Below are 19,712 nucleotides of genomic sequence, written 5' to 3' on the forward strand. Positions count from 1 at the left end.
GTGGCTCGGCGCTGAGACAGGCCTGACCCGGCTGTTCAAACAGCTCTGACCGGCAGTTAAACAGCCCGAACGTTGAAACCGGCCGAAGGTCGACACACTGTAGGCCTGCAGTCTCCTCAAACCTCATGTGCGGTGTTGCCTTATGGATTTTCCGGCGTTGTTGAAGGTGCTTGCCACCCAGGATGGATCGGACCTTTACCTGTCCACCGGCGCGCCCCCTTGCGCCAAGTTCAACGGCGTGCTCAAGCCGCTGGGCACGGAAGCGTTCAAACCCGGCGACGTCGGCCTGATCGCCAACGCGATCATGGACGCCGAGCAGCGCGTGGATTTCGAACGGGATCTGGAAATGAACCTGGCGTTTTCCCTGTCCGGTGTCGGGCGTTTCCGCATCAACATCTTCAAGCAGCGCAACGAAGTGTCCATCGTGGCGCGCAACATCAAGCTCGACATCCCCAAATTCGAAGACCTGCACCTGCCGCCGATCCTGCTCGATGTGATCATGGAGAAGCACGGCCTGGTGCTGTTCGTCGGCGCCACCGGTTCGGGTAAATCGACCTCGCTGGCCGCGCTGATCGATCACCGCAACCGCCACGCCAGCGGCCACATCATCACCATCGAAGACCCGGTGGAGTTCATCCACAAGCACAAGCGCTCGATCATCAATCAGCGCGAAGTGGGCGTCGACACGCGCAGCTTCCATGCGGCGCTGAAGAACACCCTGCGCCAGGCGCCGGACGTGATCCTGATCGGCGAAATCCGCGACCGCGAGACCATGGAGCACGCGTTGGCCTTTGCCGACACCGGCCACCTGGCGATCTCGACGCTGCACGCCAACAACGCCAACCAGGCGCTGGACCGCATTATCAATTTCTTCCCCGAAGAGCGCCGCCCGCAGTTACTCCATGACTTGGGCAACAACCTCAAGGCGTTCGTCTCGCAGCGACTGGTCAAGACCACCGACGGTAAGCGCCGTGCGGCAGTGGAGGTGATGCTCGGCACGCCGACCATTCGAGACCTGATCCACCGCAACGAGCTGACCGAGCTCAAGGGCATCATGGAGAAATCCACCAACCTCGGCATGCAGACCTTCGACAATGCGCTGTATGACTTGGCGGTGGAGGGCGCGATCACCGAAGACGAGGCCCTGAAGAATGCGGATTCTGCCAACAACGTGCGCCTGCGTTTGAAGTTGCACAGCGAAGACGGGCCATCCACCATCGCCACCGCGCCGCGCGCGCCCCAGCCCGCTGCGCAGGTGAATGTGAAGGACTGGGGGCTGGTGGATGAGCGGGATGAGCCGGGGAGTTGAGGTTTCCTCGTCTATGATTCTGCGGTGTCATCACCGACGCCTTCCCTTGTAGGACTGGCTTCAGCCGGGAATAGGCCGGTTTGAGCAACACACATTTAGAGGTGTAGCGACCGACGCTTTCCCGGCTAAAGCCAGTCCCACTGATGTCCGCGTACCCTTGTGGGACCGGCTTCAGCCGGGAATGGGCCGGTTTGAGCACCATACATTTCGAGGTGTAGCGACCGACGCTTTCCCGGCTAAAGCCAGTCCTACTGGGCTTGCCCTGTCTACCGCGCCAGCCACCCGCCATCGATATTCCACGCCGCGCCACGCACCTGCGCGCCCGCTTCGCTGCAGAGAAACAACGTCAACTCCCCCAGCTGCGAAGGGGTCACGAATTCCAGCGACGGCTGCTTCTCCGCCAGCAGGTCATGCTTGGCCTGTTCCAGGTCACCGGTCTGCGCAGCGCGATCATCGATCTGCTTCTGCACCAGTGGCGTCAGCACCCACCCGGGGCAGATGGCGTTGCAGGTGACATTGCTGGCCGCCGTCTCCAGGCCGACCACCTTGGTCAACCCGATGACGCCGTGCTTGGCTGCCACGTACGCCGCCTTGCCCGTCGACCCCACCAGGCCATGCACCGATGCGATGTTCACGATTCGCCCCCAGCCCTTGGCACGCATGCCCGGCAGGCACAGCCGCGTGCTGTGAAACACCGACGACAGGTTGATGGCAATGATCTTGTCCCAGCTCTCCACCGGGAAATCCTCCACCGCGTCGACGTGCTGAATCCCCGCGTTGTTGACCAGAATGTCGACGCCGCCAAACTCCCGCTCGGCGTAGGCAATCATGTCGGCGATCTGCGCGACATCGCTGACGTCCGCCGGGTGGTGGCCGACTTTCCCGCCGTACTGCTTGACCTGCTCGATCACCGCCGATGCATCGCCGAAGCCATTGAGCACCAGATTTGCGCCGGCCTTGGCCAGCGTCAGCGCGATGCCCAGGCCGATGCCGCTGGTGGAGCCGGTGACCAGTGCGGTTTTGCCTTGCAGACTCATGTTCAATTCCTCATACGATGCCGGTTGCATAGAAAACGCCGATCACTACGAACACCGCCAGGGTCTTGATGAGGGTGATGCCGAAGATGTCCTTGTACGCCTCGCGGTGGGTCAGCCCGGTGACCGCCAGCAGGGTGATGACCGCGCCGTTGTGTGGCAGCGTGTCCATCCCGCCGCTGGCCATCGCCGCGACGCGGTGCAACACCTCCAGCGGAATGTTCGCCGCGTGGGCCGCCGCGATAAAGCTATCGGACATCGCCGCCAGCGCAATGCTCATGCCCCCGGATGCCGAACCGGTGATCCCCGCCAGCAAGGTCACGGTAATCGCTTCGTTGACCAGCGGATTGGGAATGCTTTTGAGCCCGTCAGCCAGCACCAGGAATCCGGGCAACGACGCAATCACAGCGCCAAAACCGTATTCCGAGGCCGTGTTCATGGCCGCCAGCAGTGCACCGCTGACCGCACCCTTGCTGCCCTCGGCCAGCTTCGATTTCACCGTCTTGAAGGCGAACAGCAGCACAGACACAATCCCCACCAGCAACGCCGCTTCCACGGCCCAGATCGCGGTGATCTTGGCGATGTCGGTCTGTACCGGCGTTGCCATGCCCGGCAGCGCCAAAGTGTGGGTCTTGCCGTACCACTGGGGAATCCACTGGGTGAACAGCAGGTTCATGATCCCCACCAGCAACAGCGGCGCCAGTGCGATCCACGGGTTGGGCAGGGCGATGTCGTCCGGGGTGTCCGGCTCGTTGCGCAACTCAGTGCCGTAGCCTTCGCCGGCACGCTGGGCCTTGTTGCGCTGGCGCTGCAGAAACAGCATGCCGACGCTGAACACGAACGCTGTGCCGATCAGGCCCAGCCACGGCGCCGCCCACGCCGTGGTGTTGAAGAAGGTCGAGGGGATGATGTTCTGGATCTGCGGGGTGCCGGGCAGGGCGTCCATGGTGAACGAAAACGCACCGAGGGCGATGGTCGCCGGAATCAGCCGTTTGGGAATGTTGCTCTGGCGGAACATCTCGGCGGCGAACGGGTAGACCGCAAACACCACCACAAACAGCGATACGCCGCCATAGGTCAGCAGCGCGCAGACCAGCACGATCACCAGCATCGCCTGGCGGGTGCCGAGCAGGCGAATGGCTGCCGCCACGATGGAGCGCGAGAAACCGGACAGCTCGATCAGCTTGCCGAACACGGCACCGAGCAGAAACACCGGAAAGTAGAGTTTGACGAAGCCCACCATCTTGTCCATGAACACGCCGGTGAAGGCGGGCGCCACGGCAGAGGGGTCGGTGAGCAGTACGGCACCGAGGGCCGCGATGGGGGCAAAGAGGATGACGCTGTAACCCCGGTAGGCAGCCAGCATCAGCAGCGTAAGGGCCGCTAAAGCGATGATCACACTCATCGAGTGTCTCCTATTGTTTTTGTTTTGGGTGCGGCGAGGCCGCGCAACAGGAGGTATAGCTACTTTCATGCCAGTGCGCTAACTGGCTGATTCCTAAGAGATTTGCTCGTTGGCGTCAGGGCAAGGGGTCGGATTCGTCCAGGAAATGAGACCACGACTGTGGAATTCGGCATGTGACTAACCCGTTGCCCTTGCTGGCGACAGCTCTGGATCAAGGCTTCCATCGATCAGTCCAGCATCATGGACAGCCAGTCTCTCTATTGAGACTCGGCGATCCCCAGCGCTGCCATTTTCTTGTACAGCGTCGATCGCCCCAGTCCCAGCTGCCGGGCCGCGAGGATCACGTTCCCCGCACACTGCGCCAGCTTCGCCTGAATCAGCTCCCGGTCGAAATGCTGCCGCGCCTCGCTGTACGTCTGATCATTGGACGCCAACGAGGCCGTTGCCGGCGAACTGGTCACGGGAACCAGTGTGCCGATGGCCGCGCGGATGTCGCCGGGATTGAGCTGCAGATCGTCGCTGAGCAATGCCGCACGTTCGAGCACGTTGCGCAGCTCGCGAATGTTGCCCGGCCAGGCATGCTGTGCGAGGGCGGTCATGGCTGCAGGCGCCAGTTCGTGCTGGCTGCGCAGGTCCTCGAGAATCGCTTCGGTTAACGCCGGAATATCATCCAGACGCTCGCGCAACGGCGGCACCTGGATGGGCAACACGCTCAACCGGTAATACAGGTCAGCGCGAAACTCCCCACGCTTGATCGCCGCTTCGAGATCCGTAGAGGTCGCCGCGATCAGGCGCACATCGCTTTTGATCATTTCGTTGGAACCCACCGGCTCGTACTCTTTTTCCTGCAGTACGCGCAGCAGCTTGCTCTGCAGCGGCAGGGGCATATCGCCGATCTCATCAAGAAATAGCGTGCCGCCCTCGGCCAGGTGCAATTTGCCCTGGCGCCCCTTGCGGTCGGCGCCGGTGAATGCGCCGGGGGCGGTGCCAAAGAACTCCGCCTCAAGCAACGCTTCGGGGATGGCCGCGCTGTTGATGCTGATGAAGGGTTTGTGCGCCCGTGGCGAGCTATTGTGCACGGCGTGGGCCAGCAGCTCCTTGCCGGTTCCGGTTTCACCGAGCAGCAACACCGGCGAATCGGTGCTGGCGCTGCGCCGGGCGCGGCGTTTGACTTCCAGGCTGGCGGCACTGGTGCCGATGAAGTGGGCAAAACTGTATTTGGCCTGACGGGCGCGCAGGAGGGAGCGGGTCGAGGCCAGCTCCTGCTGCATGCTTGAATAGCGCTTGAGCAGCGGCGACAGCGCGTGCAGCTCATCGAACAGCGCAAAACCGATGGCGCCGATCACCGCGCCGCCGTCGTCATGAATCGGCAGGCGCATGACCACCAGCGGATCCTTCGCCGTGTCCATCATGTCCAGCAGAATCGGCTGACCGTTGCTCGCCACCTGACGCAGCAGGCTGCCGGGAATCACCTGTTCGCAGGGCTGACCCACCGCGCGGCTGGGGTCTTCGAGGCCAAAGCGGCGTGCGTAGCGCTCATTGATCCAGACGATGCGCGCGTCGCGGTCGACGATGACCGTGCCTTCGCTGGACTGCTCGATGATCTCGAAGAGCGAACGAATCGCCAGTCGCCGAACGCGTCGGTAATCCTTCAGGCTCTCACTGTCTTTCATGTGCGGTTCCGTCCTTCCTGTTCCTCGGCATCTGGCCGCACAGACTACAGATTCAAAATGGCTTCAGTTGAAACCGGGGTGTGCTGCCGCCAGCAATTCCCGGGTGTAGGGGTGCTGTGGCGCATCGAACACATCATGGCTCGCGCCGCGCTCGACCACCTTGCCGTCCTTGACCACGATCAGGTCATGGGCCAGCGCCTTGACCACCGCCAGGTCGTGACTGATGAACAGGTAAGTCAGGCCATGCCGTTCCTGCAACTGACGCAACAACGCGACGACCTGCTTCTGCACGGTGCGATCCAGCGCAGAGGTCGGTTCGTCGAGCAATATCAAGGCAGGTTTAAGCACAAGGGCGCGGGCAATGGCGATACGTTGCCGCTGCCCACCGGAAAACTCGTGGGGGTAGCGGTGCCGGCTCGACGGGTCGATGCCGACTTCCTCCAGCGCGCGAATCACTTCGGCCTCACAGCTGACCTTGTCCAGGTCGCTGTGAACTTCCAGGCCCTCGCTGATGATCTGTGCCACCGACATGCGCGGGCTGAGGCTGCCGTAAGGGTCCTGAAACACCACCTGCATCTGCTTGCGCCATGGGCGCATCTGCTTCTGATTCAGGCTGTCCAGCCCATGACCCTTGAAGCGGATACTGCCACGGGATTCCAGCAAGCGCAGGATGGCCTGACCAAGTGTCGACTTGCCCGAGCCGGATTCGCCAACGATGCCCAGGGTTTTGCCGCGCTCGATGCTCAGGCTGATGTCATCGACGGCTTTCAGGTACTCGTGGTGCCGGTTGAAAATCCCGCCGCCGAGGGAGAACCAGACGCGCAGGTTGTCGACCTCCAGCACCTTCTCGCGGGTGTCCCGGGGCAACGGCTCGCCCGCCGGTTCCGCGTCCAGCAGCAAGCGGCTGTAAGGGTGTTGCGGGTTCTTGAACAACAGCTGGCAATTGGACTCCTCGACGATTTCCCCGGCGCGCATGACGCACACCCGCTGGGCGATGCTGTGCACCAGATTCAGGTCGTGGCTGATCAGCAACAGCGACATGTTCAGCCGTTGCTGCAGCTGTTTGAGCAGCAGCAGGATCTTGCGCTGCACCGTCACGTCCAGCGCCGTGGTCGGCTCATCGGCAATCAGCAGTTCCGGCTCGCAGGCCAGCGCCATGGCGATCATCACTCGCTGGCGTTGACCGCCGGACAACTCATGGGGGTAGGCCTTCAGGCGCTTCTTCGGGTGCTGAATGCCGACCAGCTCCAGCAGCTCGATGATCCGCGCCTGGGCTGCCTTGCCGGCCATCCCCTTATGCAGCAACAAGGTTTCGCCGATCTGGCGGGACACGGTGTGCAAGGGGTTCAGCGATGTCATCGGCTCCTGAAAGATCATCGCGATCTGATTGCCCCGCAGCTCGCGCATGACGTTGCCATCGGCGCCGACCAGCTCTTTGCCGCGATAACGAATGCTGCCGGTGCTCAGTGTGCCGGCCTGGGGCAGCAGTTGCAGGATCGAGTGGGCAGTCACCGATTTGCCCGAGCCCGACTCGCCGACCAATGCCAGGCACTCGCCGGCCGGGATGTCCAGGCTGAGGTGCTTGACCACCGTGTGGCCGTTGAACGACACCGAGAGGTCGCGGATTTCGATCAGGTTTTCGGACATCTCAGGACCTCGGGTCGAAGGCATCCCGCAGGGCCTCGCCAATAAACACCAGCAGCGACAGTATCAGCGCCAGTGTGAAAAATGCCGTGAAGCCCAGCCATGGCGCCTGCAGGTTCTGTTTGCCCTGGGCGATCAGCTCGCCCAGGGACGCGCTGCCGGCGGGCATGCCGAAGCCGAGGAAATCCAGCGCGGTCAGCGTGGAAATCGCCCCGGTCAGAATGAACGGCAGATAGCTCAGGGTCGCGTTCATCGCGTTGGGCAGGATGTGCCGCAGGATCACCTTGCGATCACTCAATCCCAGCGCGCGCGCCGCTTTGACGTATTCCAGATTGCGCCCGCGCAGGAACTCGGCGCGCACCACGTCCACCAGCGCCAGCCATGAAAAGAGCGCCATGATCCCCAGCAGCCACCAGAAATTCGGCTCGACGAAGCCCGACAGAATGATCAGCAGGTACAGCACCGGCAGGCCGGACCAGACTTCCAGCAGGCGCTGGCCGAGCAAATCCACCCAGCCGCCGTAATAGCCCTGCAATGCGCCGGCAGCGATGCCAATCAGCGCACTGATGAAGGTCAGCGCCAAGGCAAACAGAATCGACACCCGCGCGCCGAAAATCACCCGGGCCAGCACGTCCCGGGCCTGATCGTCGGTGCCCAGCCAGTTGATCGAGGAGGGCGGGCTCGGCGCAGGCTTGTTCAGGTCATAGTTGGGTGTGTCATCGCTGAACGGGATCGGCGGAAACAGCATCCAGCCGTCGCCCTTGCTGATCAGCTGACGCACGTAATCGCTGCGGTAATCCGGCTGAAACGGCAGCTGGCCGCCGAATTCCTGCTCGGTGTGGCGCTTGAAGGCGGGGAAATACAGTTCGTGCTGATAACTCAGCACCAGGGGTTTGTCGTTGGCGATGAGTTCGCCGCACAGGCTGAGCACGAACAGCCCGCAGAACAGCCACAGCGACCACCAGCCGCGGCGGTTATTGCGAAAACGCTCGAAGCGACGGCGAGCCACCGGAGACAGTCTGCGCATCACGCATTCCTCGCGCTGAAGTCGATTCGGGGGTCGACCAGGGTGTAGCAGATGTCCCCGACCAGCTTTATCAGCAACCCGAACAGCGTGAAGATGAACAGCGAACCGAACACCACCGGGTAGTCCCGGGACACCGCGGCTTCGTAGCTCATGCGGCCGAGGCCGTCGAGGGAGAAGATCACTTCGATCATCAACGAACCGGCAAAGAACACACTGATGAACGCCTGGGGAATGCCGGCCACGATCAGCAACATCGCGTTGCGGAAAACGTGGCCGTAAAGCACCCGCCGCTCACTCAGGCCTTTGGCCCGGGCGGTCACCACGTACTGGCGGGTGACTTCGTTCAAGAAGGAGTTCTTGGTCAGAATGGTCAGCGTCGCGAAGCCGCCAATCACCAGCGACGTCACCGGCAATACCAGGTGCCAGAAGTAGTCGGCGATCTTGCCCAGGGTGCTCAATTGATCAAAGTTTTCGGACACCAGGCCGCGCACCGGGAACCAGCTCAGCGACGTGCCGCCGGCAAACAGCACCACCAGCAGCATGGCGAACAGAAAGGCCGGCATCGCGTAACCGATGATGATGGCCGTGCTGCTCCAGATGTCGAAGTGGCTGCCGTGCTTGACCGCCTTGCGGATGCCCAGGGGGATCGACACCAGGTAGGTAATCAATGTTGCCCACAGCCCCAGTGAGATAGAGACGGGCATTTTCTGCAGGATCAGGTCCGTCACCTTGGCGCCGCGAAAGAAGCTGTTGCCGAAATCCAGCTGCGCGTAGTTCTTCAGCATCAGCCACAAGCGCTCATGCAAGGGTTTGTCGAAGCCGTATTGATGCTCGATTTCCTTGATCAGCTTGGGATCGAGGCCGCGACTGGCCCGGGACTGGCCGGCGTTCATGGTTTCGGTGTGGCCGGCGCCAATCGTGCCCCCGGCCACCCCTTGCAGCTTGGCGATGGCTTGCTCGACCGGCCCGCCGGGCGCGGCCTGCACGATGAAGAAGTTGACCAACAGAATGCACAGCAGCGTCGGAATGATCAGCAGCAGGCGCCTCATCAGGTAGCCGAGCATTACTTGACCTCCGAGGGAATGGCCGAAGCGCCCCGTTGTCGGGCGAACTCTTCGTTGGTCAGTGCCTGGGGGCTGACTTCCCACCAGGTGTCGATGGCCTCACTGTTGCTGGCCTGCACCTTGGGAATGCCGAATCGGTTCCACCACACCGTGGACGAGCCGGGCGGGTAATAGTTGGGAATCCAGTAGAAACCCCACTGCAGCACTCGGTCCAGGGCATGGGCGTAATCGATCATCGCGGGCTTGCTGTCGGCCTTGGCCAGGCCCTCGATCAGCGTGTCCACGGCCGGGTCGCGCAGGACCATGTAGTTGCTGGAGCCGGAATCGGTGGCGACTTTCGAGCCGAAGTTGTTGTACAGCTCCATGCCGGGAGAAGTCGAAACGCCATAGCCGGTGACGATCATGTCGTAATCCCGGGCCATGACCCGGTTCAGGTACTGTGCCGAGTCGATGCGGCGGATTTCGAAATCGATGCCGATCTGCGCCAGATTGCGCTTGTAGGGCAGCAGGATTTTCTCGAAGCCGCTCTGGCCGTTGAGAAAAGTAAAACTCAACGGTTCGCCTTGGGCGTTGACCAGCTTGTCACCCTGGGGCATCCAGCCTGCTTCTTCGAGCAACGCCAGGGCTTGCAGCTGTTTGTCGCGAATGAAGCCGCTGCCATCGGTTTTCGGCGTCTGGAACACCGTGGTAAAGACTTCCGGCGGCACCTGACCGCGCAACGGCTCAAGAATCTTCAGCTCGGACTCGGTGGGCAGCGCTGTCGCCGCCAGATCACTGTTGGAGAAGTAACTGTTCTGGCGCACATAGACGTTGCGCATCATCTGTTTGTTGGTCCACTCAAAATCCCACAGCATCGCCAGCGCCTGACGCACGCGACGGTCCTGAAACTTCGGACGGTCCAGATTGAAGATAAAACCCTGTGAGCTCTGCACCGCGCCCTTGGCCAGGTGCGCCCGCTGCAGACGGCCTTCGGTCAAGGCCGGGCTGTCATAGCCGATCGAATAACCGGTGGCGGAATATTCGCGGTTGTAGTCGTAACCGCCACCGCGCAACACCTGACGGGCGACGTCGGTGTCGCCGAAATACTCGACGCTGAAATGATCGAAGTTGTACTGGCCGCGATTGACCGGCAAGTCCTTGCCCCACCAGTCGGGGTTGCGCTCGAAGGTGACACTGCGACCGGGGTCGACCTTGCCGATGCGATACGGGCCGCTGCCCACCGGGATCTCGAAGCCGCCGCCGTTGGCAAAGTCGCGGTCCTTCCACCAATGTTCGGGAAACACTGGCAGCGAGGCCAGATCCAGCGGCAGGGTGCGGCTTTCGCTGCTTTTGAAATCAAAGCGGATCTGCGTCGGCGACTCGACTTCGAGGCCTTTGACGTCTTGAAACTCGGTGCGGTACGACAGGCTGCCCTGGGTCATCAGCAGGTTGTAGGTGTAGCGCACGTCTTCGGCGGTGATGGGCGAGCCGTCGGAGAATTTCGCCTTGGGGCTCAGGTAGAAACGCAATGACATGCCGTCGGCAGCGCGCTCCATTTTCTCTGCGATCAGGCCATACACGGTGTAGGGCTCGTCCAGCGACTTGACTGCCAGGGGCGAGTAAAGCAAGCCGTTGACCTGGGAGACGCCGGTGCCTTTGTCGAGGTACGGCATGATGTGATCGAACTGGCCGATTTCCTGCGCCGAGCGGCGCATGCTCCCGCCTTTCGGAGCGGCGGCATTCACGTAATCGAAGTGTTCGAAATTCGCCGGATAGCGTGGCGCCTCGCCGTAAACGGTCAACGCGTGTTGAGGGGCGGCGGACAGAACCTGAAAACCTGAAACGAGGACGAGTGTTGCAACCATCAGCGATGACAAAACAAAACGCATTGCACGAATCCTGACTGACATTGGTGACCAATATCAGGGTTGAAGGTCATGACGGCGCGGCTGGCCGTTCCGGTTTTTTTATTGGTTACCCCGGTGGCAAGGTACCGCAAAGCCGAAGCCTTTGTAACCGGACAATACAGCGCTGGAGCAGGGATCCGATAAACAAACGGCCCGCTTTCAAGGGCGGGCCGTTCGTGCAGCAGCGCGGAGGATCAGTCCTGGCGGCTGGTCACTTCCAGCAGGTGATAACCGAACTGTGTTTTCACCGGGCCCTGGACGACGTTCACCGGTGCGCTGAACACCACGGTGTCGAATTCCTTGACCATTTGACCCGGCCCGAAGGAGCCGAGGTCGCCGCCTTGACGGCTGGACGGGCAGCTGGAGTTCTCTTTGGCGACTTCGGCGAAATCAGCGCCGCCTTCGATCTGAGCTTTGAGTTCGTTGCACTTCTCTTCGCTGGATACGAGGATGTGGCGGGCAGTGGCTTTGGCCATTTTGATGACTCCTGTGAAAAAAAAAGAAACGAGCGTACCGGAATAAGGGCCGCGTTTCCCGAGAAAGTTCAGGCGCCTTTGTCTTGCCGTGACAGACGACATCGTCGCTCAAAGACCTTTGCTGAACAGCAGACCGGCATGGTCCACGTACAGCTTTACCGGATCGACCTGCTTGCGGACCAGACCGGCGCTCTGATTGATTGAGTCCACATGGTCCATCGGGTAGTCGGAGCGGATCACCTTGCCCAGGTGGGAGCTGAAGCGGCCCACCAGCCCGTCATTGGATGCAGCTTCCTTCTCGAACAGCAGCGCGTAACTGCGCAATGCCAGGTGCAGCGGGTCCATGGCATTGCGGCCTTCGGACAACAGCGATCCGTCGATGCAGCCGCTCCACGAGTAATAGTGAACGCCGTTGACCCGTTCGGCGCCTTCGCCGCCCCACGTCGATGGCAGCCCTTGGGAATACTTGCGGTTGAACGCTGCTACGCCCTCGGTGGTCAGCGCATCCAGCGCCTGAATCGGGTGCTGGGGCAAGTCCGCGTTGCCGCTCAACAGCGCAAGAAAATGCGCGAAACCTGCGGCCATCCGTGATGCGACTGCTTCAGGCATCGCCCCGGGCGTCAGCGCCCGACGTACCCGATCGGCCACTTCCGAGCCGTGATTGGGTCCGCTCACCGAGGTGACCGACGCCACGATGTCGGGGCGCAGCGCGGCGGCATAGCGGGAGGTCAGCGCGCCCTGGCTGTGTCCGATCAGGTTGACCTTCAGGTAACCGGTGCGGCGCAGGAAGCGTTCGATCTGGTCAATCAACTGCTCGCCGCGGGTTTCGTTGTCATGGACGCCGGACAGCGCCGGCACATGAACCCTGCAGCCGGCTTTCTCCAGCGCCTCGGGGATGGCATGGAACATGTCCACCTTGCCGATCCGGTCAAAACCGAACAGGCCGTGGACCAGTAGAAGGGGGTACTTGGTGGTGACTTCCCGGTACATGTCGATCATTCCTTGAATGGCGGAGAGGTATCGAGCTTAACCAGCGGAAGTGATAGGGGAAGGGCGCGGCGGTGCATGGCAATGCGCCGGTCGAGGCAGGTTGTGGAGGGCCTTTGACCGCTACAGGCCTTGGTTGCCTGGGAGGCTGGAAAAGGCGCAGCCGTTTCGGCCCAAATCCGCCGGGTGGGTGGGGCGCTTTCCCACGATCGGCGTCTTAGCTGTGACGGGCGGTGGCTGACAACGACGACGCCGCGGAGGGAAGCCGGACGCATGGCTGGCACCGGCTTCCCGTTTGCAAATGTTACCTGTAGCGCAGTCTGTTCACGCCCTCGCGCAGCAGGCGCTCGGTGGACTCCCAGCCCAGGCACGCGTCCGTCACTGACACGCCGTATTTGAGTGAAGCACTCAAGGGCTGGCAGCCTTCGAACAAGTGACTTTCCAGCATCATGCCGATCAGTGTTCGGTCGCCGGCCAGTCGTTGCTGCAGCACATCGTTGAATACGGCCGGCTGACGCAGCGGATCCTTGCCGCTGTTGGCGTGACTGCAATCGACCATGATGCGCGCGGCCATGCGGTGCTTCGCCAGGCTGGCATTCACCGCGGCGACACTGGCCGCGTCATAGTTGGGACCGCCGTGACCGCCGCGCAGCACGATGTGAGTGTCGGGATTGCCCGACGTCTCGATAATCGCCGGGTGGCCCTGGGAATCCATGCCGAAATGCCGGTGCGCGTGGGCCGCCGAGCGAATGGCGTCGCAGGCGACGGAAATGCCGCCGTCGGTGCCGTTCTTGAAGCCCGTGGGCACGCCGAGGCCGCTGGCCATTTCCCGGTGGATCTGCGATTCGGTCGTTCTTGCGCCAATCGCCACCCAACTCAGGACGTCATCGAAGTAACCCGCCGCCATCGGCTGCAGCAGCTCTGTGGCGATAGGCAGGCCGAGGCGGACCATTTCACGCATCAACTGCCGTGACAGGACCAGGCCCTCGGCCATGTCGTCACTGCCATCCAGCGAGGGATCGTACGCCAGGCCTTTCCAGCCCACCGTGGTGCGGGGCTTCTCGACGTAGGCGCGCATCACCAGCAGCATCTGGTCGCTGACTTCGGCAGCCAGACGGGCCAGGCGCTCGGCGTATTCAAGGGCGGCATGGGGATCGTGGATCGAGCACGGGCCGACCACGACCAGCAGGCGCGAATCTTCACCATTGAGAATGGCGCGAATCGACTGACGGTGGGCGGCGACCTGTGCGGTCATGGCAGCGTCCAGCGGCAGCTGATGTTTCAGCGCGAACGGCGTGGGCAGGCGTTTCGGGGCAGGGCAGCTGTCATTCAGGGTGACGGCGCTGGACGGCAGATCGATGAGGGTGTTGCGGACTACGGGCGAATTCATGTGCTGGCTTCCTGGTCGGCGGGCGTTCCCGCGCGGACCTACTGGGGTGTTCGACAATTGGCCGGATTGGCTGTGAGCAGGGCGATGCCACCTGTCAGTGACCGATCGGAGGCGGCAGGCTGTCCCGAGCGGAGGTTGCTAAATCGCCAGGCGAAGTCGGTGTCGTAGCGGTAATAGTGGGTGTGGTTCATGTGCAGTTCCTCAAATCAATCGGTCAAAAATGGGTGGCCCAGAAAAACAAAACCCCCGGTCGGGAAGCCGACCGGGGGTGAGAGTTATCTCTGGTGGGCGTCCCGAAGTTCAGGGCGCCGTGTGGGTATCAGGCGCGCCAGTGGCTAAACCAATACCCATAAAAATAAGATGCAGGAGCGATAGATGCTGTCGCATTCCAGGCAGCCGCACGCTCGGCCAGACGTGAACCGTCGGCGGCGAACAACTGGGTGAAAGGGGAAGGCAACATGGTCTGTCTCCGTGGAATGCCGCCGAGCTTACTTCAGACCCGTCGGATTCTTCAATTGGAAATTGCAATCGGGGTGATTGAGGCCGGCTGCTTACCAAGAAGCAGTTAAAACGGCAAAATGCCGATTCAGTTCTCAGGCACTTTCGCAGGGCCGCCTTCAAGCGGTATCACGCCGATCTTCATTCCCAGCAGCACCGCGACTTTGTGCGACTCGCCCCGCCGTCCCTTCTTTCGCCCGGACAGCACTTGATAGGTCGTCGCCGGGTCCACGTTGTGCTCCCTGGCAAACTCTTGAACCGATTTGCCTTGCTGTTCCAGCCAAGCCTTGGCTTGTGCGGCAGTACGGATTCCGGGCATAGTTCAAAACCGTTCAAGTTCGTTCAAATTATTTCGATTCTATCACTCAAAAGAGTGATGTCAACAAGGCTATACATTCAAATGAGTGGAATAAGTGCCCGAATTAGGGAAGAGCGTGAGCGCTTGGGGCTTTCACAACGCGCATTCGGTGAAATCGGCGGCGTGGAAGCCAATGCACAGGGCAAGTATGAAAACGGCGAGCGCACGCCCAAGGCCGATTACCTGGCCCGGGTCGCCCTTCGCGGTGTTGATGTGTTGTACGTGCTGACGGGGTCGCGCACCCCCGTGCCCATCGTCAGCCTGAGTGAAAACGAGGAGTGGATGGTGGGCAGTTACCGCACCCTCGGCAAGGAAGAGCAGGATGCCATCTGCCGGCTGACGACTACCCTGGCTGAATACCAGAGCAGCTATGCTCCGGATAGGAAGCCTTAATACTTTGCGAGGGATTCAGCGGTCGTATGTTTGAAGATTTTTATCAAGTTTTGCGGTCGATGATGATAGTTTGTCGGCATCGTTGTAGATCATCTGGCACATATGCACGAGCAGTGCTCCAGAGCGGGTCGCGTACTTTCTTTTGCTAACGTGGCGGGTAGCCGCCATGAATCGTTCGGTGAGGTGTCTGCTTGATTAGGGTGCTGGTTGTCGATGACCACGATCTGGTTCGGACAGGTATCACGCGCATGTTGGCCGATATCGAAGGCTTGCAGGTGGTGGGGCAGGCCGAGTCCGGTGAAGAGTCGTTGCAGAAGGCCCGTGAGCTGAAACCCGACGTCGTGCTGATGGACGTGAAGATGCCTGGCATCGGCGGACTGGAAGCCACGCGCAAGCTCATCCGCAGCCACCCCGACATGAAGGTGGTGGCGGTGACGGTGTGCGAAGAAGATCCGTTTCCCACACGGCTGCTGCAGGCCGGCGCGGCGGGATACATGACCAAGGGCGCCGGTCTGACCGAGATGGTTCAGGCCATTCGCCTGGTGTTCGCGGGGCAGCGCTACATCAGCCCGCAGATCGCCCAGCAACTGGCACTCAAATCGTTCCAGCCGCAGACCAGCAATTCGCCGTTCGATCTCTTGTCCGAGCGGGAAATCCAGATTGCCCTTATGATTGTCGGCTGCCAGAAAGTGCAGACGATTTCCGACAAGCTTTGCCTGTCCCCCAAAACCGTGAATACCTACCGGTACCGCATATTCGAGAAGCTGTCGATCAGCAGTGACGTTGAGCTGGCCCTGCTGGCCGTTCGTCATGGCATGGTCGACGCCAGCGCATAAATGACCCAGCCGTTTGATCCCAGTGCTTTTCTGTCCACCTGCAGTGGCCGCCCCGGCGTATATCGGATGTTCGATATCGACGGCAAGCTGCTGTACGTCGGCAAGGCCAAGAATTTAAAGAAACGCCTCGCCAGCTATTTCCGCAAGACCGGCCACGCCCCGAAAACAGGCGCATTGGTCGCGCGGATCGCTCAGGTTGAAACCACCATCACCGCCAACGAAACCGAGGCGCTGCTGCTGGAACAAACCCTGATCAAGGAGTCGCGCCCGCCGTACAACATCCTGCTGCGCGACGACAAATCCTACCCCTACGTGCACCTGTCCGACGGCGAATTTCCGCGGTTGAGCATCCATCGTGGCGCTAAAAAGGCCAAGGGCCGCTACTTCGGGCCTTACCCCAGCGCCGGCGCCATTCGCGAAAGCCTAAGCATTCTGCAGAAGACTTTTCACGTTCGTCAGTGCGAAGACAGCTTCTACAAGAACCGCACGCGGCCTTGCCTGCAGTACCAGATCAAGCGCTGCAAGGCGCCGTGCGTGAACCTGGTCGAGCCGCAGATCTACAACGAGGACGTGCGTCACTCGGTGATGTTCCTGGAAGGCCGCAGTAATGCCCTCACCGACGAACTCAATGCGCTGATGGAAAAGTCGGCAATGAACCTGGATTTCGAGCACGCCGCCGAGCTGCGAGATCAGATCGGGCTGCTGCGCCGTGTTCAGGATCAGCAGAGCATGGACGGCGGGAACGGCGACGTTGACGTCGTGGCGGCGTTCGTCAATCCGGGCGGCGCCTGCGTCCATCTGATCAGCGTGCGTGGCGGGCGGGTGTTGGGCAGCAAGAATTTCTTCCCTCAGGTCGGGATCGAGGAGGAGGTGGGCGAGGTGATGTCCGCCTTCCTGGCCCAGTATTTCCTGGGCGGTGGCGAGCGCGAATTGCCCGGCGAAGTTATCGTCAACGTGGTCAGCGAGGATTTCCCTGCGCTGATCGACGCCATCGATGCGTCACGCGGCCGCGAAATCATCATCAGCCATCGGGTGCGTGGCACCCGTGCGCGCTGGCAGCAACTCGCCGTGACCAATGCCGAGCAGGCACTGATGGCGCGGCTTGCCAACCGGCAGCACGTCACTGCGCGTTTTGAAGCGTTGGCCCAAGTGCTCAAACTCGAGGAGCCGCCGCAGCGTCTGGAATGCTATGACATCAGCCATTCCAGTGGTGAAGCGACGGTGGCGTCGTGCGTGGTGTTCGGTCCCGAGGGGCCGATCAAATCGGATTACCGCCGTTACAACATTGAAGGCATCACGGCGGGGGACGACTACGCCGCCATGCACCAGGCCCTTACCCGTCGCTTCAGCAAAATCAAGGACGGCGAGGGAAAACTGCCGGACATCCTGCTGGTGGACGGCGGCAAGGGCCAGTTGAGCATGGCCCGCGACGTGATGAACGAGTTGGCGATCCCCGACCTGATTTTGCTGGGCGTCGCCAAGGGCGCTACACGCAAGGCTGGGTTCGAGACGCTGTACTTGAACGATGCGGCCCATGAGTTCACCCTCAAGGGCGATTCCCCCGCGCTGCATTTGATCCAGCAAATCCGCGACGAAGCTCACCGGTTTGCCATCACCGGGCACCGTGCGCGACGCGGTAAAACCCGTCGTACTTCAACCCTGGAAGGCGTTGCAGGCGTGGGCCCGACGCGCCGTCGCGATCTGCTCAAGCATTTCGGCGGTCTTCAGGAATTGTCCCGGGCCAGCATCGAAGAAATCGCCAAGGCGCCGGGAATCAGCAAAAAGCTCGCAGAGTCGATTTATGCAAACCTGCACAGCGAGTAGAATGCTCGCTCACCTCGTAGCCAGTTGTGCCGATGAATATCCCTAATCTGATCACCGTATTACGTGTCCTGCTGATTCCGATCTTCATTCTGTTGTTCTATCTGCCGTACCACTGGAGCTACATGGCCGCCAGTTCGGTATTTGCCCTGGCAGCCGCGACCGACTGGCTGGACGGATACCTGGCACGACGCCTGGAGCAGAGCACACCGTTCGGGGCGTTTCTCGATCCGGTGGCTGACAAATTGATGGTGGCCGTTGCGCTGGTGTTGCTGGTACAAGCCCACGCCAACCTTTGGCTCACGCTGCCCGCCGCTGTGATCATCGGCCGCGAGATCGTCATCTCGGCGCTTCGCGAGTGGATGGCCGAGCTGGGGGCGCGGGCACAGGTAGCCGTGTCGAACCTGGGCAAATGGAAAACCGCTGCGCAGATGCTTGCGCTGGTCATCCTGCTGGCCAACCCGCCTGCGTTTACCTTCTGGGTGGTGTTGGGTTACGTGCTGTTGATGGTGGCGGCGGGCCTTACACTGTGGTCGATGGTGCAATACCTGCGCGCGGCATGGCCGCATCTGCGGACGACCACGGATGAAAAATAAGTATTTTTAAATCAAGGGGTTGACGGGGTCATTTGAGTGTATAGAATGGCGCCCACACAAAGCGGGAATAGCTCAGTTGGTAGAGCACGACCTTGCCAAGGTCGGGGTCGCGAGTTCGAGTCTCGTTTCCCGCTCCAGTTTGTATGCGTTTAGCGGTAGTGGTTAGATCGTTGAGCGTTTGAGGCCGAGTAGCAAAATGGTTATGCCGCGGATTGCAAATCCGCTTACGCCGGTTCGATTCCGACCTCGGCCTCCACATTTAAAGCCCGTAAGATCAACGTCTTACGGGCTTTTTTGTGGGTGGCATAATGGCCAGAGTCTCCGCAACTCTGACCATCGTTTCCGCAACACGCCAAGAAACGATCGCCCACATCCCAAGCCACTCTTCTCCGTTACCGGTTCGGCGGAAGCCAAGCGCGATTTGAGCTCGATCAGATAACACCGCAGGCCATGCGATCACCGCCACCGCCCAATGGCATCGGCATATCCGAATGGTTGTCGCCGCCCACATGGATCATGAGCGCGTGACCCTTGATGTCGGAAATCTTCTTCAAGCGTGGTGCGAGCACGGGATAATTGGCTACCCCATCGGCGTTGACATAGACCGCCGGCAGGTCACCCAAGTGGCCCTCGCCATAGGGGCCCAGGTGCTTGCCGGTGCGCTCCGGGTCGAAGTGGCCGCCTGCTGCCAGTGCCGCGACTTTTTTGCCGTCTTTCATGCCCGAATCGCAACTCGCTTTTTCGTGAACATGAAAACCGTGAATGCCGGCGGGTAGGGATTTCAGCTCGGGGGTGAATACCAGCCCATAAGCTGTCTCGCTGATATTGACCTCGCCAACAGGCTGTGGGGCGCCATCGGCGCTCACCAGGTTCATTGGGACATTGAGCGACGCCGCCTGAGCGCTCACCGAAAATGCTCCAATCAGGCCAAGCCACAAAGCGGATTTCATAGACACCTCATTCAGTTTGTCAAAAGAAGGGAAGACAGCTGCGCCAGCGTGTCACCCTTCGCTGGGAGAGAGCATAGACAAGGTATCGAGCTTGCGACGGTAAACAAACGTAACCAATTGAATCCGAAAGCTTTGAACTTGCCTCCAGGGCTGCGGGTGTATATATTCCCCACTCTTATCAGCTGGCCTCGCTACACAGCACGCGGAGGTCAAGGTTGATATGTGCTACCGCCCTGATGGTGAAATTGGTAGACACACCGGACTTAAAATCCGTCGTCCGAAAGGATGTGCCGGTTCGACTCCGGCTCGGGGCACCATTTAAAATCAGGCGCTTACGGGGTATTCCGAAGCGCCTTTTTTGTCTC

18 protein-coding genes and 3 tRNA genes are annotated in these 19,712 nt (G+C 61.0%); 8 read left to right on the forward strand and 13 right to left on the reverse strand.

Annotated elements, in window-relative coordinates; all coding sequences use genetic code 11:
* Positions 1-142 precede the first annotated feature (142 nt).
* On the forward strand, positions 143-1,309 hold the full coding sequence (locus AC07VF_RS23255; protein WP_495009993.1) for a PilT/PilU family type 4a pilus ATPase: 1,167 nt from the start codon (positions 143-145) through the stop codon (positions 1,307-1,309).
* 266 nt (positions 1,310-1,575) lie between these two features.
* On the opposite strand, the gene AC07VF_RS23260 is transcribed toward AC07VF_RS23255, so the two are convergent.
* The 12 genes from AC07VF_RS23260 to AC07VF_RS23315 all read right to left on the reverse strand — a co-directional run bounded on the left by AC07VF_RS23260 (position 1,576) and on the right by AC07VF_RS23315 (position 14,712).
* Positions 1,576-2,346, reverse strand: coding sequence for a 3-hydroxybutyrate dehydrogenase (locus AC07VF_RS23260; RefSeq protein WP_282372223.1), 771 nt, complete (start codon positions 2,344-2,346; stop codon positions 1,576-1,578).
* 10 nt (positions 2,347-2,356) lie between these two features.
* Positions 2,357-3,748, reverse strand: coding sequence for a GntP family permease (locus AC07VF_RS23265; protein ID WP_346625943.1), 1,392 nt, complete (start codon positions 3,746-3,748; stop codon positions 2,357-2,359).
* 257 nt (positions 3,749-4,005) lie between these two features.
* Entirely contained in the window at positions 4,006-5,421 is a 1,416-nt protein-coding gene (locus AC07VF_RS23270) for a sigma-54 interaction domain-containing protein (RefSeq protein ID WP_346625944.1), read from the reverse strand.
* A 63-nt stretch (positions 5,422-5,484) separates the two neighbouring features.
* Positions 5,485-7,068: an ABC transporter ATP-binding protein gene (locus AC07VF_RS23275; protein WP_495009992.1), complete on the reverse strand. Its 1,584-nt coding sequence runs from the start codon at positions 7,066-7,068 to the stop codon at positions 5,485-5,487.
* 1 nt (position 7,069) lies between these two features.
* Positions 7,070-8,092: an ABC transporter permease gene (locus AC07VF_RS23280; protein ID WP_192173966.1), complete on the reverse strand. Its 1,023-nt coding sequence runs from the start codon at positions 8,090-8,092 to the stop codon at positions 7,070-7,072.
* Positions 8,092-9,156, reverse strand: a complete 1,065-nt coding sequence (locus AC07VF_RS23285; RefSeq protein WP_192131888.1) for a microcin C ABC transporter permease YejB — start codon at positions 9,154-9,156, stop codon at positions 8,092-8,094. The genes AC07VF_RS23280 and AC07VF_RS23285 overlap by 1 nt, the downstream gene beginning before the upstream one ends.
* On the reverse strand, positions 9,156-11,024 hold the full coding sequence (locus tag AC07VF_RS23290; protein WP_495009991.1) for an extracellular solute-binding protein: 1,869 nt from the start codon (positions 11,022-11,024) through the stop codon (positions 9,156-9,158). Before AC07VF_RS23290 ends, AC07VF_RS23285 begins: the two co-directional genes overlap by 1 nt.
* Before the next feature lie 212 nt (positions 11,025-11,236).
* The gene (locus tag AC07VF_RS23295) at positions 11,237-11,518 is read right to left on the reverse strand and encodes a peptidylprolyl isomerase (RefSeq protein ID WP_122624576.1); all 282 of its coding nucleotides are present in this window, start codon (positions 11,516-11,518) and stop codon (positions 11,237-11,239) included.
* A 108-nt stretch (positions 11,519-11,626) separates the two neighbouring features.
* Positions 11,627-12,508, reverse strand: coding sequence for an esterase/lipase family protein (locus tag AC07VF_RS23300; protein WP_495009990.1), 882 nt, complete (start codon positions 12,506-12,508; stop codon positions 11,627-11,629).
* Positions 12,509-12,809: 301 nt separating this feature from the next.
* On the reverse strand, positions 12,810-13,895 hold the full coding sequence (locus tag AC07VF_RS23305) for a 3-deoxy-7-phosphoheptulonate synthase (RefSeq protein WP_495009989.1): 1,086 nt from the start codon (positions 13,893-13,895) through the stop codon (positions 12,810-12,812).
* Positions 13,896-13,933: 38 nt separating this feature from the next.
* Positions 13,934-14,086, reverse strand: a complete 153-nt coding sequence (locus tag AC07VF_RS23310) for a hypothetical protein (protein WP_463581770.1) — start codon at positions 14,084-14,086, stop codon at positions 13,934-13,936.
* A gap of 395 nt (positions 14,087-14,481) precedes the next feature.
* On the reverse strand, positions 14,482-14,712 hold the full coding sequence (locus tag AC07VF_RS23315) for a DNA-binding protein (RefSeq protein WP_495009988.1): 231 nt from the start codon (positions 14,710-14,712) through the stop codon (positions 14,482-14,484).
* A gap of 81 nt (positions 14,713-14,793) precedes the next feature.
* Between AC07VF_RS23315 and AC07VF_RS23320 the strand changes: the two genes are divergently transcribed.
* From AC07VF_RS23320 to AC07VF_RS23345, 6 genes are all read left to right on the forward strand, one after another.
* On the forward strand, positions 14,794-15,144 hold the full coding sequence (locus AC07VF_RS23320) for a helix-turn-helix domain-containing protein (protein WP_192173960.1): 351 nt from the start codon (positions 14,794-14,796) through the stop codon (positions 15,142-15,144).
* 191 nt (positions 15,145-15,335) lie between these two features.
* Positions 15,336-15,980 carry a response regulator transcription factor GacA gene (gacA, locus tag AC07VF_RS23325; protein WP_065990451.1) on the forward strand — a complete coding sequence of 215 codons (645 nt, stop codon included), beginning with the start codon at positions 15,336-15,338 and terminating at the stop codon, positions 15,978-15,980.
* Positions 15,981-17,804: an excinuclease ABC subunit UvrC gene (uvrC, locus tag AC07VF_RS23330; protein WP_495009987.1), complete on the forward strand. Its 1,824-nt coding sequence runs from the start codon at positions 15,981-15,983 to the stop codon at positions 17,802-17,804.
* Between the two features lie 32 nt (positions 17,805-17,836).
* A complete protein-coding gene (pgsA, locus tag AC07VF_RS23335; protein ID WP_037009848.1) occupies positions 17,837-18,397 on the forward strand; it encodes a CDP-diacylglycerol--glycerol-3-phosphate 3-phosphatidyltransferase in 561 nt (186 codons plus the stop codon).
* A gap of 61 nt (positions 18,398-18,458) precedes the next feature.
* A tRNA-Gly gene (locus AC07VF_RS23340) sits at positions 18,459-18,534 on the forward strand.
* Positions 18,535-18,579: 45 nt separating this feature from the next.
* Positions 18,580-18,653 (forward strand) — tRNA-Cys (locus AC07VF_RS23345).
* 175 nt (positions 18,654-18,828) lie between these two features.
* On the opposite strand, the gene sodC is transcribed toward AC07VF_RS23345, so the two are convergent.
* The gene (gene sodC, locus AC07VF_RS23350) at positions 18,829-19,347 is read right to left on the reverse strand and encodes a superoxide dismutase [Cu-Zn] SodC (protein ID WP_495009986.1); all 519 of its coding nucleotides are present in this window, start codon (positions 19,345-19,347) and stop codon (positions 18,829-18,831) included.
* Positions 19,348-19,577: 230 nt separating this feature from the next.
* Here sodC and AC07VF_RS23355 point away from each other — a divergent pair.
* Positions 19,578-19,664 (forward strand) — tRNA-Leu (locus AC07VF_RS23355).
* The last annotated feature ends 48 nt before the right edge of the window (positions 19,665-19,712 follow it).

This window comes from Pseudomonas sp. GW821-FHT02H06, assembly GCF_059421525.1.